Source organism: Hyphomicrobium sp. LHD-15 (genome assembly GCF_031157355.1).
In the GTDB taxonomy this organism is placed as follows: Bacteria; Pseudomonadota; Alphaproteobacteria; order Rhizobiales; family Hyphomicrobiaceae; genus Hyphomicrobium_C.
In genome coordinates, this window is sequence record NZ_JAVIFT010000001.1 from 873,465 (window position 1) to 888,923 (window position 15,459).

Below are 15,459 nucleotides of genomic sequence, written 5' to 3' on the forward strand. Positions count from 1 at the left end.
GGCCCACCATCTCGTTTGCGCGCAGTCACACCACTAACCCTGCGCGCGGCTTCCGGTTCGAGGGTTGTCTTCTCACCTCCAAGATCGTGAGCCACATTTCGCAAGGGCAAGGCCGGAGACTTTTGGAATGGCACGCAAGCGACCCGAAATCACCTCCGGCACGTCCCACCGGACGCTGACGCCTCCCGGCGTTTTCCTAGTGCGTATGCTCGTGTTCCTGACGCTCGTCGCGTTCCTCGCCGCCATCCTGCACGAGCGGCTTGAGGGCGCGCTGATGACCAATCCAGGCCTCAATGGCCTGATCCTCGGCGTTCTGTTCCTCGGCATCATCTACGCGTTCCGGCAGGTGATCCGCCTCTACCCCGAAATTCGCTTCGTCAACGCGTTCCGCATTTCCGATCCCGGCCTCGCCAGCACGCATCAACCGGTGCTGCTTGCGCCAATGGCGACGATGCTGCGGGACCGGACCGGCGCGCTCTCGCTCTCGACCGTCTCGATGCGGACCATCATGGACAGCATCGGCTCGCGCCTCGACGAAGCCCGCGATACTGGGCGCTACATGGTCGGCCTGCTTGTGTTCCTCGGCCTGCTCGGCACGTTCTGGGGCCTGCTCGAAACGATCCAGTCGGTCGGTCTCGCGATCAACACGCTCAGCTCCACCGGCGAAACGGTGGCTGTGTTCGACGAACTGAAATCCGGCCTTGCCGCACCGCTCAAGGGCATGGGCACTGCGTTCTCGTCCTCGCTGCTCGGCCTTTCGGGCTCGCTGGTGCTCGGGTTCCTGGAACTGCAGGCGAGCCATGCGCACAACCGGTTCTACAACGAGCTCGAAGAATGGCTGTCGGGCATCACCGAGCTGACGCCAGGCTCGTCCAGCGCCACCGAGCAGGTGAGCCGCCAGCTGATGGCTGCGGTGTTCGAAATGCAGCGGGCGGTCGAAGATTTGTCCGGCCGGATGAAGGGCGGATCGTCCTCTGCGCTCGGCGTCTCCGGCGGCTCGGACGAGCCGGTGCGCGATCTCGCCCGCGGCGTCAATCAACTAGTCACCCAGATGCGCGCCGAACAAAAGGTGGTGCGCGAATGGGTCGACGAGCAGGCTACCCAGCAGTCCGAAGTGACCAACGTGCTGCGCGACCTTGCGCAGAACATGCTCAAGAGAGGCAGTTGATCACATGGCCCGTGGGCGTTCACGGCGTAGCGGCGAGTACAGCGAATTCTGGCCGGCCTACGTGGACGTGCTGTCCACGTTGCTGCTCGTTGTCACGTTCCTGATGTCGATCTTCATGGTTTCGCAGTACTTCGCGACCCAGGAATCGGCCGGCAAGGACACCGCGCTGCAGCGCCTTACGCGGCAGATCTCGGAATTGACCAATCTCCTGTCGCTCGAAAAAGGCAAATCCCGGACAGCTGCGGACGAGCTGGCTTCGCTGCAATCCACGTTGGCCGATCTCAAGGCCGAGCACAGCAAGCTTTCCGGATTTGCGCTCTCGGGCGACGAGAAGGCCAAAGCGGCCGAAGGCAAGATCCAATCTCTGACAGCCGATCTCGACGCGCAGAAGCAGATCTCGAACGAGGCGCTGGCCAAGGTCGATCTGCTCAATCAGCAGATGCTGGCGCTGCGACGTCAGCTTGCAGCCCTCAATGAAGCGCTCGAAGCTTCCGAAAAGAAAGACAAGGACAGCCAGGACCGGATCAAGGACCTCGGGCAACGCCTCAACGCGGCCCTCGCCCGGCAGGTGCAGGAGCTGCAGCGTTATCGGTCGGACTTCTTCGGCCGGCTGAGAGAGCTTCTCAAGAACCGCAAGGACATTCGCGTCGTCGGCGACCGCTTCGTATTCGAATCCGAGGTGCTGTTCCCGTCCGGCTCGGCCACGCTGACACCCGAAGGCCTCAGCGCGATGGATCAGCTTGCGATCGCCATCGCCGACCTCGCCAAGACCATTCCGGCCGAGATCGGCTGGGCGCTGCAGGTGGACGGCCATACCGACATTCGCCCGATCGCGAGTGCGCAGTTCCCCTCCAACTGGGAGCTTTCGACGGCGCGCGCGGTTGCGGTGGTCAAGTATCTCGCGACGCGCGGGGTGCCGGCAGAGCATCTGGTGGCGGCCGGACACGGCGAGTTCCAGCCGCTCGAGCAAGGCGTCGACGAGGAAAGCCTACGCAAGAACCGGCGCATCGAGCTGAAGCTGACGAATAGGTAGGCGGTCGGGCAAGAGGCAGCGACGATGCCGCTTCGCACGGGACTTTCATAGTTCCGGTCTGAAGCTTTGCGGAGTGACACAAGCGTGCCGGGAGATACTACGCCAAGTCCGTTTGTGACCCGTTGCGGACGTAGCAAGCGTCCGATCTCCGGCACATCGGCCAAGCATCAGGCGACTGGACCGGCCAGAAACTGACGGCTCAAAGCGCAGGCGGTGATGCCGCCCAATACTCTCGCGCACCCAGCGGAAGGGACACAAGGATGCGATCGAGCAGCGCCGCATCGACATGGCGGCGCAATACGGTTGCGACAACCGCAATGGCGTCATCCGGCACAAAGGAGTGGTCGCGCCGAAACGCCTGCGCTTCGGCTGTCTGTTCAGCCCTAGTGCCAAAAGGCAGAGGAGAGGCGTCTGCGTCCCAATCGCTGACGAAGATCGCCCGTAGAACGGCAGGAAGGGCGTCGGCGAAAAGCAGCGCGTCCCGGACGCGCAGACGACGTCGAAATGTGACCAAGACCGCCTGAACCGTAGTGTAGGTGACATGCGTGCTGTGATGACCCAACGTATCGCGCGCATCGAGTAGGAAGCGTTCGAACTGCTGCGTGGCTTGGGTGTATTGCTGTCGCACCGTCAAACGAATTACCTCCAATCACTATAGTTCAATCATCGATAGTTCGTCCTCTATTGGCCCTTCGCAGAAGTTTGGCCACGGGCCGCTAGGGTGTCCGCATTTCGCGCAAAGGCAACGCGGGTTCGGCTAAGTGGCGGAAGGAGTTCGTTTCGAACTCAGCCAGCACGATCCTAATTGCCGGAACGGGGCTGGGCGCCGCGAGCGGGGGGCGGAAAGTCGGCGGAGGACGCGCCGAACAACTCCGCCGGCAGGTTTCGCTGCTGACGCCACCAGTCCCAGGCAATGTCGGTCGGACCGACGGCATACTCGACAACGATCCATTTGCCGCCGGTCTGCTGAAGCAGGAACAGGTTGTGCCCGGTCTCCAGCATGCCCTGGGTAAAGTCGGCGGCGAACTTGGTCTTGCGCCAGTCGATCGGCGAGCCGCCCGGGCGCTGGAGCTGAACGTCGCCGTAGGCCCATTCGCCCATTACGTTCAACGTGTTGATCACGAATTCGACAGGGCCGCCCGTCTCTTGCTCGAAGAGCGGCCGGGCCGCATCGAGAACGGCCGCGCGAAGCGGCGAGCCGCGTTCGGGGCTGACGATGGGATCAGCGGCCCTCGCAGGCGAAAGCGCCGTTGAAAACCCAACCAGGCAAAGAGCGAGCAACAGCACGAAGCGCATCGGACCCTCAAACGGACCTGTTCAATTTCGGCAGAATGCGCCGGATCGCGTACGGCGTCGACAGGGCGATGGGCGGCTCGACAGGTCCAAAGCCGATGGCAAGCGTGCCTTGGGGGCGGTCCCTCAGCCACGGAATGCCGCTCGAAAACAACGACCTAGTGGCGGGGTTATGGGATGAGCGGAAAAATCCGTTCGACGGAACGGACGCAGGGAATGCCTGTGCTCAACCGAAATAAATAGCGAGGAGGGCGCGCGCCGTAACTCAAATGAAATTCAAGAGATCCGATTGGCTTTTCATTGCTTTCTAGCCGGGCCTTCAATCACCCGGCAGAAATTTTTCTGAAACGATATAACGCCGCGAAAACTCAGATTACCGAAGCGGGTTCAGACCAAATTCTCGCTACGTGCGACCGAGGTTCAGATCTTCGCAAAACGGCCAGCCGGACGGCACGCCCAACGCTTCGCGACCCACTTGGGATGGCCTTCCGCCCACTTTGCGATCTCAGCCTGACTCTGCATCATGCACTGCATTGGCGTCACGGTCTCGGCCAAGTAGACCAAGCTCACATCCTTGCATCTTGACGGGTCATCGATGAGGCAGACAGAGACGATCAGCTCTAGCATTTTGCAGTCCCCAAAATCGAGTTATCCGCTTTTGGCGGTCCATAACCCTCGGGGCGCGTCGTCCCTTTTTCTTTTCTTCTTGATGCAACGGTAGGCGGCGAATCAGGGCCGCACAAGAAACATTCATAAGCAGCAATTGCTAATGTTTTGGGCTGAGACGTTTGCGCATCAATTGCCGCAGGAAGCGGCAATGCTATAAATTCGCAGGATTATTGGGCATTCTGCAGAACAATTCTTGTTCGATCGTCTTTTCCGTCAGCTCATTTTTTGAGCATGGGGCGAGATGTCTCATCGGAGGCGTGGCTCGCCGGCTCGCTGGATAACGTCTTCAGAAATGCGACGAGTGAAGCTTTTTCTGCTGGTGTCAGAGACAGATGGCGCACGACGGTGGGGGCCAACGACGGGCGCTCGATCAAGCCACCCGCATAGTGTTCGACAACATCTTCGAGCGTCGCGAGCGATCCGTCGTGCATGTAAGGCGCGGTGCGCGCAGCTTCCCGAAGCGACGGCGTCTTGAACTGCGGCAGTCCCGGCGCGCCGGGCGTAAGGGCGCCGCGTCCCAGATCACGGCTCGGCAGGCCGATGTCGTGAAAGCCATCGTCGGTCAGGCGCCAACCGCCATGGCAGGAAACGCAGCCACCTTTGCCGACGAAAATGTCGAAGCCTCGAAACTCTTCCTCGCTCAGCGCTTTTTCGTCGCCTTCGACCCATCGATCGAAACGCGTCGTCGGCGAGACCAGGGATTTCTCGTAGGCGGCCAGCGCATTGAGGATGGCGTTCTCCGTCACCCCACCTGCGCGGCCAGGAAACGCAGCCGCAAAGCGCGCTTTCATTTGGTTATCGGCGGACAGGCGTGCAGCGATGGTCGGGAGGTCTCCGGCTAGCTCGTCAACCGCCTGAATGGGAAAGCGGGCCTGATCAGCCAATGTCGCGGCGCGCCCGTCCCAGAAGAACGAGGTTCCCCACGCCAGATTGTAGAGCGCGGGCGCGTTGCGCGGGAGAACGGCGCCTGCGGGGCCGACGGCCGTTTTCCGTCCATCGGTGAAGGCGCGGGCCGGATCGTGGCATGAGACGCAGGAGGCCTGACCCGAACCCGAAAGGCGGGTATCGCGGAACAGGTCGCGGCCGAGGGCAACCAGCTCGGGTGGTGCGGGCGTCTCGCCTGGCGCAGGCCGCGCGAAGATGGCGCGCCAGATCCCTTCGCGGGTCTCAGCCGGTGCGCCGGGTGCAGAGTCGTGCGGTTCTGTCTCAGCCGTTACGGCCAGGCTCCAGGCGAGCAAACAAACGGCCGCGACCGCGAGCCCCCGGGCAACGCGTGTCAGACCCAATCGCGCTCTTGGTGGTGTGTCAGTCATCGCATTCCACTATACGGCCTCGCGGGCCCGTCGGCGCCCTGGCACGTCGGCGCGCCTCGCGAAGATATCCGCGCCCAAGTCGCGCCCGCAACCTCCGGTGTAAAACCTCCATTTTCCGCCACCCCTCCTCCTAAGTGTCGCCAGCCTGCGCGATCAACCGTGGCGCCCGCAGCACGCTTCAGACCGGAACGCGGCGTGCCCCCAAACGCCCCCTTGACCCGGAGGGCAACCTCTTTCATCCAGGATGCTCGAAATCTTAACCGTGCCACACGGTGATGCTGTCTTGTGTACCGGCGGGGGGCGCCGGAGGCGGCTGATCTTCACGCATCGGCCGCATTTTGGGGGATGTTCATGGCAATCAGTGTCGAGGACGCACCGTCCGTGCATCGGGCAGCTGTGCGGCCAGTCACGCTCAGGTGGTTTCTCAAGCGTACGCTGATCGGAATTGCCATTCTGATGGTCGCCATGGGCGGCCTCGCCTGGCTCACCTACGCCTCGATCGATCCGGATCTCGACGGCGAGAACGGCTCCAAAGCCGCAGGAACCGTACAACAGACGCCGGCCCGGCTGATGGCCGTTGAGCTCTAGCAGCTAGCTACCGGTTGCCTAGACTGTAGCGCCTGATTAGGCTGGGCGCTTTCTCGGATCGGTCAGATGTCCGCTTACGATCTCATTCTCATCGTGCTTGTCGGCGCCGGCGCCTTCTACGCGGGCTATCAGCTTGGGCGCTTCAAAGCGCTCAGCGAGCGCGCGCCATCGCCGGTCCAGCCCGAAGAAGACAGCCCCCTTCCCGGACCGAACTTCGATCGCCGCGAAACCGCGCCTTCACGTCCGCGCGGCTCGCCGCCGCCTGCCTCGGCCGGCAACGATGGCGGACCGTCGTGGTCGGAAGCCGACGCTGGTGGACGTTCGGCGCCGCCGCGCCGTTCGACGAAGCCGCCACCCGCGGCAGCCGGCCTGATGGACAAAGGTTCTTCGGACAAGCGCGGATAGGCCAAAAGGAGGAGCGCCGCGGGTCAAACTTAGACCTCAATTGCCCCCTCAGCCTCCGCCGCATTCAAGCGATCCGCTTCCTCCCGCTTTCGACATGAGCCGGATCGCGACACCTTCGTTTCCTACGCTTCATCGCAACAGGCTTTTTCATGCGCCTCGCCATGCTGGCCCGCAATCCGGGCCTTTACTCGCATAAGCGCCTCGTCGAGGCAGCACACGCGCGCGGCCACACGCTGGATGTGATCAACACGCTCACCGTTCACATGAACATCACGTCGAACAAGCCGGTGCTGCGCTACGGCGGCAAGACGCTGCCGCTCTACGACGCCGTCATTCCGCGCATCGGCGCCTCGATCACCAACTACGGCCTCGCCGTGCTCAGGCAGTTCGAGATGCAGGGCGTCTTTCCGTTGAACGAGAGCGTCGCGATCGGGCGCTCGCGCGACAAGCTCCGGGCGCTTCAATTGCTGGCGCGCGCCGGCATCGGGCTTCCCGTCACCGCGTTCGCGCACGGCCCCCGCAAGGCGGAGGACGTGATCAAGGAGGTCGGCGGCGTGCCAGTCGTGATCAAGCTGGTCGAGGGCACGCAGGGCATGGGCGTGATCCTGGCCGAGACGGAAGCCTCGGCGAAGTCGATCATCGAGGCGTTCAGCGCGGCCAACATCAACATCCTGGTTCAGGAGTACATCGCCGAAGCCGAGGGAACGGACGTGCGTGCGCTGGTGGTCGGCGGGCAGGTGGTGGCGGCCATGCAGCGCGTCGGCAAGACCGGCGAGTTCCGGTCCAACCTGCATCGCGGGGGGATCGCCGAGGAAACCCACATTACCGAAGACGAGCGCGAGACCGCCATCCGTGCCGCCTCAGTGCTCGGGCTCAACGTGGCCGGCGTCGATATGCTGCGCTCCAATCGTGGGCCGATGGTGCTGGAAGTGAACTCGTCTCCCGGCCTCAAAGGCATCGAACGGGCGACTAACCTGGACGTGGCGGGCGAGATCATAGCCTTTATCGAGACCGCCGCGGCGCACGGACGGACGGAAACCAAGGGTGCAAAGGGTTGACGCGCGCCTTTTTAACCGTTCTGACAGTTGCACGGCGCACTCGTTGCTGACGCTTGATCGGAAACGCGAAGCTCGACTATCCTCCTAGAGCCGTTCCGGTTTTGGTGGAACGCGGAATGGCTCCAGGTTTTTTGTTTTCTGGTGCTTCTTATCGGAAAACCGGTTCCCACTTTTCCGGAAGCACCTAGTTCGACAGGTATCCCTGTCCACCCTGCGACAAGCGGCTCAAGGGCAGCGGCTCCATCCTGCCACGAAGGTCAGCGAAAGCGGGACATGGGCAGCGAGGATGGAAACGGATGACGGAACAGCAGAAGCATTTTCCGGAATTCTACGTCACCACTCCGCAGGCCTGCCCGTATCTTCCGGGCAAACTCGAGCGCAAGCTTTTCACGCACCTCACGCACGACAAACCGCTTGCGCTGATCGACAACCTTCTCAAGGGCGGCTTCCGGCGCAGCCAGAACATCGCCTACATGCCCTATTGCGAGGGCTGCCACGCCTGCGTCTCGGTGCGCATTCTGGTCGATGAGTTCGAACCCGGCCGCACCATGCGCCGAACGCTCGAACGCAATCGCGATCTCGCCGCCCGTCGCGTTTCCGCGATCCCGACCTCTGAGCAGTTCTGCTTGTTCCGCAGCTATATCGATGCGCGCCATTCCGATGGCGGCATGGCCGACATGAGCGTGCTCGACTACGCGATGATGGTCGAGGACAGCGTGGTTCGCACCTTCCTCACCGAATACCGGGCCAAGCCGGACAACCCGCTCGAGCAGCACATGGACGCCTGGCCGCTCGCGGGTGTCGCGCTCTGCGACCGGCTCTCGGACGGCATCTCGATGGTCTACAGCTTCTACGAGCCGCTCGAGGAAGAGCGCAGCATCGGCACCTACATGATCCTCGAGCACATCGACTACGCGCGCCGGCTCGGTCTGCCGTATCTCTATCTCGGCTACTGGATCGAGGGCTCGCGCAAGATGAGCTACAAGACGCGGTACCAGCCGCAGGAGCATCTCGGCCCGAACGGATGGGTACGCGTGCCGGAGGCCAAGCCTTAGGCGATCGCTACTTGGCGAGTTCGTCGTCGAGCTTCTTGAACATGTAAGCCCACTTGGAGCCCTGGGTCTCGATCAGCACGCCCATGAGGCTGCGCAGCTTCGCCAGGACCGTGCAATCCGGCTCCTTGGCGTTGGCGCCCTCCTGGCCCATCGACGAGATAGAAGCCAAAAGCTCGTTCGACTTGTCGTCGTAGACCGTGATCTGGTCGTCCTTCACGAAGGGCGCGGCTTCCTTCATGAACTCGTCGTTGTTCCAGTTCCGCTTTTCTTTGAGCTGACGCAGCTTGGACTGGAATTCCGGGCGATTGCGGTTGTTGAGGTCGCGGAGCGCTTCCGCGGCCTCATCGACGGCGCTCTCAAACTCGGACTTCACGCAGGTTGCGGTCGGCGCAGTATCGGCCGGCGTCTCCTGGGCGGACACGGGTGAAAGCCGGCCCAGCCCTGCCGTCAGAACGGCAAGCGCCAACACCAACCCGGGAACATTTGCCACCCACACGCGCAACGGTCTCATTCCGGGGTGTTTTCGCTCTCCGCAGAACCGCACCAACACCCTGGCCCTTTGTTCAGGCGCGCCCTTTACCGGCCGCGCATTTCCCCCATCCGTCTGTCCTACCGGGGCGCAAACCGCGACGCAAGCTTGCCCGCACCGCTACCGGCCGGCCTGAAAGTTTTTCCGATCGGCCGTGACTTTTAGCGGAAGGCCGGACCGAACTTGTTGGAGCGCGGGAAGCCCTTTGGAGCCAGCTTGCCGGCCTGCGAACGCTGGCCGACCCACTCCTTGAGGTCACCCCACGGCAGCGTGAAGGTGCGGCCTGCGGCATCCAACCAGGTCAGGCCTTCCTTCTTGTGGAACACGACCGCATCCGCCAGCACGCCTTCCTTGAAGCGCTGCAGGATGGTGCCCTTGCCGCGGGTCATTTCGTTGACCTCGGACAGCGGGAACACCAGCATCTTGCGGTTTTCGCCGATGGTCGCGACGTAGTCGCCATCGACCGGCACGCAGACGCGGGCCTCCTCGTCGGCGGCGACGTTCAGGATCTGCTTGCCCTTACGCGTCGAGGCGACGACCTCTTCTTCCGGAACGACGAAGCCGTTGCCCGCCGTGCTCGCGACCAGGAGCTTGCGCCCCGGCTCGTGCACGAAGCACTCGGCGAAGTCCTGGTTCTCCTCAAGATCGACGATGAGGCGTACCGGCTCGCCGTGGCCGCGACCGCCCGGAAGCTGGCTTGCTTCGAGCGTGAAGAACTTGCCGTTGGTGGCGAACAGAATGAGCTTGTCGGTGGTCTGGGCCTTGACGGCGCGTTTCAGGCTGTCGCCCTGCTTGAAGTCGAGCTTCGAGAGGTCGTCCTGGTGGCCCTTGAGCGCGCGGATCCAGCCCTTCTCCGACAGGATGATGGTGATCGGCTCCTTTTCGACGAGGGCTGCTTCGAGATCGAGATCGACCTCGGGCGCCTCGGCGAAGCTGGTGCGGCGGCGGCCCAGCTCGGTCTTTTTCGAATACCGCTCACGCGTCTCGCGCACTTCGTTCGAGACGTGCTCCCACTGCAGATCGTCCGACTTCAGAAGCTGCTTCAGCTCGCGGCGCTCTTTCGAGAGCTTGTCGTGCTCGGCCTTGATCTCGACCTCTTCGAGCTTCGACAACGACTTCAAGCGCAGGTTCAGGATGGCGTCGGCCTGCACTTCCGTCAGCTTGAAGCGGGCGATCAGCTTGGCCTTCGGATCGTCCTCGAAGCGGACGATCCGGATCACCTCGTCGATGTTGAGATAGGCGATCAGGTAGCCGTCGAGCACTTCGAGCCGGTGCTCGATCTTCTTCAGTCGGTATTCGGTACGGCGGACGAGCACTTCGATGCGATGCTCGAGCCATTGGCGCAGCACGTCGCGCAGCGACAGCACGTTCGGGATCTGCCCGCCCGAGAGCACGTTCATGTTGAGGCCGAAGCGGATTTCGAGCTCGGTCAGACGGAACAGGCTTTCCATCAGCAGCACGGCTTCGACCGTGCGCGTCTTAGGCTCGAGAACGAGGCGGACTTCCTCGGCGGATTCGTCGCGAATGTCGCCGAGCAGCGGCAGCTTCTTCTCGCTCATCAACTCGGCGATCTTCTCGACGAGCTTGGCCTTCTGGACCTGATAGGGGATTTCGGTCACGACGATCTGATAGCCGCCGCGGCCGGTTTCCTCCTTCTCCCACTTGGCGCGCAGGCGGAAGCCGCCGCGGCCGGTGCGATACGCTTCGAGAATGCTCTCGCGCGGCTCGACCAGCACGCCGCCGGTCGGGAAATCGGGGCCGGGCACCATTTCCACCAGCTTCTCGATGGTCGCGCTCGGATGCTTGATGAGATGCAGAAGGGCTGCGCACAATTCATCGACGTTGTGCGGGGGAATGTTCGTCGCCATGCCGACAGCGATGCCGGCAGAGCCATTGGCGAGAAGGTTCGGGAACGCGGCGGGCAGAACCGTCGGCTCCTGCTCGCGCCCGTCGTAGTTGGGGCGGAAGGCGACGGTGTCCTCGTCGATGCCGTCCAGCAGCTCGGCGGCCACGGTCGTCAAACGGGCTTCGGTGTAGCGATCGGCGGCCGGGTTGTCGCCATCGATGTTGCCGAAGTTGCCCTGGCCATCGACCAATGGATAGCGAACGGCAAAGTCCTGCGCGAGACGGGCCAGTGCGTCGTAGATCGCCTGGTTGCCGTGCGGATGATAGTTGCCCATCGTCTCGCCAACGATCTTGGCGCACTTGCGGTAGCCCTTGTCGGGATCGAGGCCCAGCTCGCGCATGGCATACAGGATGCGCCGATGCACCGGCTTCAGGCCGTCGCGCACGTCGGGCAGCGCGCGATGCATGATGGTGGAAAGGGCGTATGCCAGGTAGCGCTCCTCGAGCGCATCCTTGAGCATCACCGGCTCGATGGGGCCGGCACCCGGCAGAATCGGTTTGTCTGTCATGGTGTCTCGATACTTTGCCCGGCTGCGACCCTCAAGTGCCGCAGCGCCACTCGCGCGAGGATTGAAAAATTCGCCCTTGCCCGTCGAGGGGTCCGAACGGATTTTTCAGTCTTGAATGACGCGCGCAAGCCTAGGGTTTTGTGTTTCTTGTGATTCCGAAGTTCGCTCGTCACTCAGCTCTAGCACGGGGAAGCCTCGGAATCGGAAGACAAGTTGCAGCATCCACAATTGTCTTCCCTACACCCGGTGGCCTCGATTGGGCCGGGGATCAGCCGGCAAGACGCCTTGTCTTTGCCGCGGTCATTGGCGAATTTCGCGGGCAACCCCACGAACCCAAAACCGAGCCATGCCCGCCCTGCTTCCGGATACAGCGAAAGTCGAAACCGCCATCATCGAGATGACGAACACCTATCGCGGGCGCCAGAAGCTCGGCGCGCTGACGGCCAACGCCGACCTCACCCGCGCTGCGCGGGCCTACGCGGCCTATCTCGCCAAGAACAACCTGTTCTCCCATACCGCCGACGGACGGCAGGCCGGAGACCGGATCACCTCGGCCGGATACGACTGGTGCCAGATCGGGGAGAACCTGGCGCTTCACGCCGACAGCCGCGGGTTCGAATCCCGCTCGCTCGCGCAGAAGTCCGTCGAGGGGTGGATCAACTCCCCAGGCCATCGCGCGAACATGGTGGCCCCCAACGTCACCGAAATCGGTGTCGGCGTCGCGAGCGCCCCGGGCCGCGACCCGAAGTTCATCTCAGTGCAGTTGTTCGCGCGCCCGAAGGCGCTCGAATACGAATTCCAGGTCTCGAACACCACGCGCCAGAGCGTGCGCTACACGTTCAACGGCGAGCCGCACGAGATCAAGCCTTCCTATGCAGTGACGCATTCCTCCTGCAATCCGAGCGAAATCTCGTTCGATCGTTTCGGAGAGGGCGCAAAGGCGCAACGCCTCTCGATGCGCTACGAAGCGCTCGACGGGCTCGTCTATATGCTGAAGCCCGATCCCGCCAACGGGCTTCGGATCGAAATCGCGCCGTTCGAACGCGTGCAGTAAAGCCGTTCAATCGAGACGTATCTGGATCCCGAAGGCTCCGCTCCGCGCCTCAGGCATCGATGCGCTTCAGGAAGCTCAGCATGCGGCTTCGCGACTCCGGCATCTCGTCGCCGCGCGGATGCACCACGCGGGTTTGCAGAAAATGGCCGGTGAGCACGAAGCTGCTCTCGACGTCGCCCGGTGCCAGCGCCGCCTTTCGGCCCGGCAGCAGGAACTGCGGCAAAGCGAGAAGCTTGTCGCGGTAGGGCTCGCCGGCGGACGCCGAGACGGCACGGCCGGTTTTCGGCGAGACGTAAATCAGGTCGTCGTTGCCCCCGGTGGCAGCGCATTGCGTGAGATCGAGGCCGAAACCAAGCTCATCGAGCAGCGCCAACTCCCAGCGCGCGAGCAGCGCCGGCCAGACGCTGACGTCGTCGAAATAGGCGAGGACGAACAGCGTGACCTCATAGAGGTTCGGATGCGGATCTCGCTCGGGCAGCAGGCGAGCCAGCGTACAGAGCGACGTGAGGCCGGCGAGCGCGGCCGGCTCCTCCATTGCGGAGGCGGCATAGCCGCGGATCAACTCGACGTTCATGTGCCCAAGGTGATCGGCGAGACGGGCTTTCCAGGTGACGTCGACGTGATTGCCGATCTGCAGAACGGGACGCGATTTGCGCGAGCGGCCGCCGTGCACGAGGCCAAGGTGGCGGCCGTGCGCGCGCGTCAGCACCTCGGCCACGGCGGCGGTTTCGCCATGGGCGCGGACAGAGAGAATCACGCCTTCGTCAGACCAGTTCATAGGCGGGTTATAGCCGACTTCGGACGTTACGTAGCCTTTCGCGGGCCTACACGCTCACATGTCGAGGCGCTTCTCGCGCAGCTCGCGGCGGTCGGGGGCTTGCTCGATGGTGCACGGGGCGCCCGTGGCGAGGCACTCGAACCCGCCGGCCTTGCGCGGGAGGCATTCGAGGAGCTTGTCGGTGGCAAGGCGCCAACTCGCATAGGCCTCGCCGTGTTGCAGGGCCATGGCCTTCCAGGCATCGAGTGCGCGCTTTTTCGCCTCAAGCTCGGTCGGGGCGCTGACGAGCCCGCTCGAAACGACGGGCTGGCAGAGGCGGACGGCGGCGATGGCTGTTGTTTCGAAACTTACGAAGGACGCGGCGAAGAGCACTGCTCTCAAAGCCCATGCGGGACGAAGCTTTCTACCCGCCCGCGCCATCCTCAGTCCTCCGGGAATTCAAGCCCCATTTCGCGATAACGCTCGGGATCCTGGCCCCAGTTCTCGCGCACCTTCACGAACAGGAAGAGATGCACGGGCTCGCCCACGATTTCGGTCAGCTCGGTGCGAGACGCCTGCGAGATCTTCTTGATGGTCTGACCGCCCTTGCCGAGGACGATGCTTTTCTGGCTATCGCGCTCGACGTAAATCACCTGCTCGACGCGCACCGACTTGTCGCGCAGCGTCTTCCAGGATTCGGTTTCGACGGTGATCTGGTAGGGTAGCTCGTCGTGCAGGTAGTTGTAGATCTTCTCGCGCGTGACCTCGGCGGCGAGCTGGCGCACGGGGATGTCGGACAGCTCATCCTCGGGATAGAGCCACGGGCCTTCCGGCACGCGCTCGGCGAGATAGCGCTTCAACTCGGCCACGCCATCGCCGGTCAGCGCCGCGATCATGAACACGCGCTCGAATGCGATGCGCGGCGAGAGATCCTGCACCAGCGCCAGCAGACGCGCCTTGTCCTCGACGCGGTCGACCTTGTTCAGAACCAGGATCGCTTTTTTCGACTGTCCGGCCAGCCGCTCCAACAAGCGCTCCACGTCCTCGTCGAGCCCCTTGGCGGCATCGACCAGCACCAGGATCTGATCGGCGTCGGCGGCACCGGCCCAAGCGCTCGCGACCATCGCCTTGTCGAGCTTGCGCTTCGGGGCAAAGATGCCGGGCGTGTCGATGAGCACGAGCTGGCTCGCGCCTGCCATGGCGATGCCGCGGATCTGGATGCGCGTGGTCTGAACCTTGCGCGAGATGATGGTGACCTTGGCGCCGACGAGCGCGTTGACCAGCGTCGACTTGCCTGCATTGGGCGCGCCGATGATCGCAATCACGCCGCAGCGATGCGGGCTTTGCGCTTCCGGCGTTGCGTCGCGCTTCGGTTCATCAGCCAATTTCGCGCTTCTCCATCACACCTTCCCGCTCGAGCAGAGCGGTTGCGGCGGCCTGCTCGGCCGCGCGTTTGGATGCCCCTTCGCCACGTGCCGGGGCCTTGCCCTTGATCCGAACCTCGGAGGTAAAGCGCGGCGCATGATCGGGCCCGGTCCGCTCCACCTCGACATAAGCCGGGAGCTGCAGCCCTTGCCCCTGCGCCCACTCCTGAAGAGCGGATTTGGGATCGGCGGCAGCGTGGCCGAACGAGACCTCCTCGTTCTCCCACAGTCTGCGGACGACGTCGCGGGCCTTGTTGAAGCCGGCCTCCAGAAAAATAGCGCCCAGCACGGCTTCGACCGCGTCCGCCAGGATTGTCGCCTTGAGGCGGCCGCCACTGCCGGCCTCGCTGTCGGACAGCATCAGAAAGTCGCCAAGCGCAAGCGCGCGGCCGACTTTGGCGCAGGTCTCGCCGCGCACCAGCCGGTTCAGATGACGCGCCAGCTCGCCTTCGGTCGCGACCGGATAAGTCTCCCAGAGCAATTCCACGATGGCGAGGCCAAGGACGCGGTCTCCGACGAACTCAAGGCGCTCGTTGTCCTCGCGGACCTTCTTCGAGCCGCGCAGGCTCGCGTGCGTCAGCGCACGCGTCAGCAGCGCTTCGTTCTTGAAGCGGTAGCCGAGCTTCTTCTCAAGCTCTTTGTACTTGCGGGCTTTGAACATCGAGCCGTTTCCGGGCTCAGGTTCCCGAGCCGCGCATC

The 15,459-nt window shown here is 63.3% G+C and carries 16 protein-coding genes; 7 read left to right on the top strand and 9 right to left on the bottom strand.

Going from position 1 to position 15,459, the window contains the following annotated elements; genetic code table 11:
* Window positions 1–127: 127 nt before the first annotated feature.
* On the top strand, window positions 128–1,168 hold the full coding sequence (locus tag RCO24_RS03960) for a flagellar motor protein MotA (RefSeq protein WP_308960097.1): 1,041 nt from the start codon (window positions 128–130) through the stop codon (window positions 1,166–1,168).
* Between the two features lie 4 nt (window positions 1,169–1,172).
* Window positions 1,173–2,201: a peptidoglycan -binding protein gene (locus RCO24_RS03965; RefSeq protein ID WP_308960098.1), complete on the top strand. Its 1,029-nt coding sequence runs from the start codon at window positions 1,173–1,175 to the stop codon at window positions 2,199–2,201.
* 199 nt (window positions 2,202–2,400) lie between these two features.
* On the opposite strand, the gene RCO24_RS03970 is transcribed toward RCO24_RS03965, so the two are convergent.
* From RCO24_RS03970 to RCO24_RS03980, 3 genes are all read right to left on the bottom strand, one after another.
* Complete coding sequence (locus RCO24_RS03970) at window positions 2,401–2,835, bottom strand: DUF2267 domain-containing protein (protein WP_308960099.1); 435 nt, start codon at window positions 2,833–2,835, stop codon at window positions 2,401–2,403.
* Window positions 2,836–3,002: 167 nt separating this feature from the next.
* Window positions 3,003–3,497: a hypothetical protein gene (locus tag RCO24_RS03975; RefSeq protein ID WP_308960100.1), complete on the bottom strand. Its 495-nt coding sequence runs from the start codon at window positions 3,495–3,497 to the stop codon at window positions 3,003–3,005.
* Between the two features lie 884 nt (window positions 3,498–4,381).
* Window positions 4,382–5,449: a cytochrome c peroxidase gene (locus tag RCO24_RS03980; RefSeq protein WP_308960101.1), complete on the bottom strand. Its 1,068-nt coding sequence runs from the start codon at window positions 5,447–5,449 to the stop codon at window positions 4,382–4,384.
* A gap of 378 nt (window positions 5,450–5,827) precedes the next feature.
* On the opposite strand from RCO24_RS03980, the gene RCO24_RS03985 reads away from it, so the two are divergent.
* The 4 genes from RCO24_RS03985 (at window position 5,828) to RCO24_RS04000 (ending at window position 8,582) form a co-directional block, all read left to right on the top strand.
* Entirely contained in the window at window positions 5,828–6,064 is a 237-nt protein-coding gene (locus RCO24_RS03985; RefSeq protein ID WP_308960102.1) for a hypothetical protein, read from the top strand.
* Window positions 6,065–6,130: 66 nt separating this feature from the next.
* Window positions 6,131–6,469 (top strand): hypothetical protein, encoded by a 339-nt coding sequence (locus RCO24_RS03990; RefSeq protein WP_308960103.1) that lies wholly within the window; start codon window positions 6,131–6,133, stop codon window positions 6,467–6,469.
* Window positions 6,470–6,618: 149 nt separating this feature from the next.
* Window positions 6,619–7,527, top strand: a complete 909-nt coding sequence (rimK, locus tag RCO24_RS03995) for a 30S ribosomal protein S6--L-glutamate ligase (RefSeq protein ID WP_308960104.1) — start codon at window positions 6,619–6,621, stop codon at window positions 7,525–7,527.
* 296 nt (window positions 7,528–7,823) lie between these two features.
* Window positions 7,824–8,582: an arginyltransferase gene (locus RCO24_RS04000; protein ID WP_308960105.1), complete on the top strand. Its 759-nt coding sequence runs from the start codon at window positions 7,824–7,826 to the stop codon at window positions 8,580–8,582.
* Window positions 8,583–8,589: 7 nt separating this feature from the next.
* Here RCO24_RS04000 and RCO24_RS04005 read toward each other — a convergent pair whose 3' ends face one another.
* Both RCO24_RS04005 and parC read right to left on the bottom strand, forming a co-directional pair.
* Window positions 8,590–9,093 carry a hypothetical protein gene (locus RCO24_RS04005; RefSeq protein WP_308960106.1) on the bottom strand — a complete coding sequence of 168 codons (504 nt, stop codon included), beginning with the start codon at window positions 9,091–9,093 and terminating at the stop codon, window positions 8,590–8,592.
* 179 nt (window positions 9,094–9,272) lie between these two features.
* Entirely contained in the window at window positions 9,273–11,525 is a 2,253-nt protein-coding gene (gene parC, locus RCO24_RS04010) for a DNA topoisomerase IV subunit A (RefSeq protein ID WP_308960107.1), read from the bottom strand.
* 346 nt (window positions 11,526–11,871) lie between these two features.
* On the opposite strand from parC, the gene RCO24_RS04015 reads away from it, so the two are divergent.
* On the top strand, window positions 11,872–12,579 hold the full coding sequence (locus RCO24_RS04015; RefSeq protein ID WP_308960108.1) for a CAP domain-containing protein: 708 nt from the start codon (window positions 11,872–11,874) through the stop codon (window positions 12,577–12,579).
* 49 nt (window positions 12,580–12,628) lie between these two features.
* On the opposite strand, the gene recO is transcribed toward RCO24_RS04015, so the two are convergent.
* Genes recO through rnc form a run of 4 tightly spaced genes read right to left on the bottom strand, consistent with a single transcriptional unit; the run spans window position 12,629 to window position 15,421 of the window.
* Window positions 12,629–13,357 (bottom strand): DNA repair protein RecO, encoded by a 729-nt coding sequence (gene recO, locus RCO24_RS04020; RefSeq protein ID WP_308960109.1) that lies wholly within the window; start codon window positions 13,355–13,357, stop codon window positions 12,629–12,631.
* Window positions 13,358–13,411: 54 nt separating this feature from the next.
* Window positions 13,412–13,777: a hypothetical protein gene (locus RCO24_RS04025; protein ID WP_308960110.1), complete on the bottom strand. Its 366-nt coding sequence runs from the start codon at window positions 13,775–13,777 to the stop codon at window positions 13,412–13,414.
* Window positions 13,778–13,779: 2 nt separating this feature from the next.
* A complete protein-coding gene (gene era / locus RCO24_RS04030) occupies window positions 13,780–14,721 on the bottom strand; it encodes a GTPase Era (protein ID WP_308960111.1) in 942 nt (313 codons plus the stop codon).
* Window positions 14,714–15,421 (bottom strand): ribonuclease III, encoded by a 708-nt coding sequence (gene rnc / locus RCO24_RS04035; protein ID WP_308960112.1) that lies wholly within the window; start codon window positions 15,419–15,421, stop codon window positions 14,714–14,716. Before rnc ends, era begins: the two co-directional genes overlap by 8 nt.
* Window positions 15,422–15,459: the final 38 nt, after the last annotated feature.

What these genes read in the sequence shown, in the direction of transcription:
- RCO24_RS03960 (WP_308960097.1), top strand. Translation starts at nt 128, where the DNA reads ATGGCACGCAAGCGACCCGAAATCACCTCCGGCACGTCCCACCGGACG.
- RCO24_RS03965 (WP_308960098.1), top strand. Translation starts at nt 1,173, where the DNA reads ATGGCCCGTGGGCGTTCACGGCGTAGCGGCGAGTACAGCGAATTCTGG.
- RCO24_RS03975 (WP_308960100.1), bottom strand. Translation starts at nt 3,497, where the DNA reads ATGCGCTTCGTGCTGTTGCTCGCTCTTTGCCTGGTTGGGTTTTCAACG.
- RCO24_RS03985 (WP_308960102.1), top strand. Translation starts at nt 5,828, where the DNA reads ATGGCAATCAGTGTCGAGGACGCACCGTCCGTGCATCGGGCAGCTGTG.
- RCO24_RS03990 (WP_308960103.1), top strand. Translation starts at nt 6,131, where the DNA reads ATGTCCGCTTACGATCTCATTCTCATCGTGCTTGTCGGCGCCGGCGCC.
- rimK (WP_308960104.1), top strand. Translation starts at nt 6,619, where the DNA reads ATGCGCCTCGCCATGCTGGCCCGCAATCCGGGCCTTTACTCGCATAAG.
- RCO24_RS04000 (WP_308960105.1), top strand. Translation starts at nt 7,824, where the DNA reads ATGACGGAACAGCAGAAGCATTTTCCGGAATTCTACGTCACCACTCCG.
- RCO24_RS04005 (WP_308960106.1), bottom strand. Translation starts at nt 9,093, where the DNA reads ATGAGACCGTTGCGCGTGTGGGTGGCAAATGTTCCCGGGTTGGTGTTG.
- parC (WP_308960107.1), bottom strand. Translation starts at nt 11,525, where the DNA reads ATGACAGACAAACCGATTCTGCCGGGTGCCGGCCCCATCGAGCCGGTG.
- RCO24_RS04015 (WP_308960108.1), top strand. Translation starts at nt 11,872, where the DNA reads ATGCCCGCCCTGCTTCCGGATACAGCGAAAGTCGAAACCGCCATCATC.
- recO (WP_308960109.1), bottom strand. Translation starts at nt 13,357, where the DNA reads ATGAACTGGTCTGACGAAGGCGTGATTCTCTCTGTCCGCGCCCATGGC.
- RCO24_RS04025 (WP_308960110.1), bottom strand. Translation starts at nt 13,777, where the DNA reads ATGGCGCGGGCGGGTAGAAAGCTTCGTCCCGCATGGGCTTTGAGAGCA.
- rnc (WP_308960112.1), bottom strand. Translation starts at nt 15,421, where the DNA reads ATGTTCAAAGCCCGCAAGTACAAAGAGCTTGAGAAGAAGCTCGGCTAC.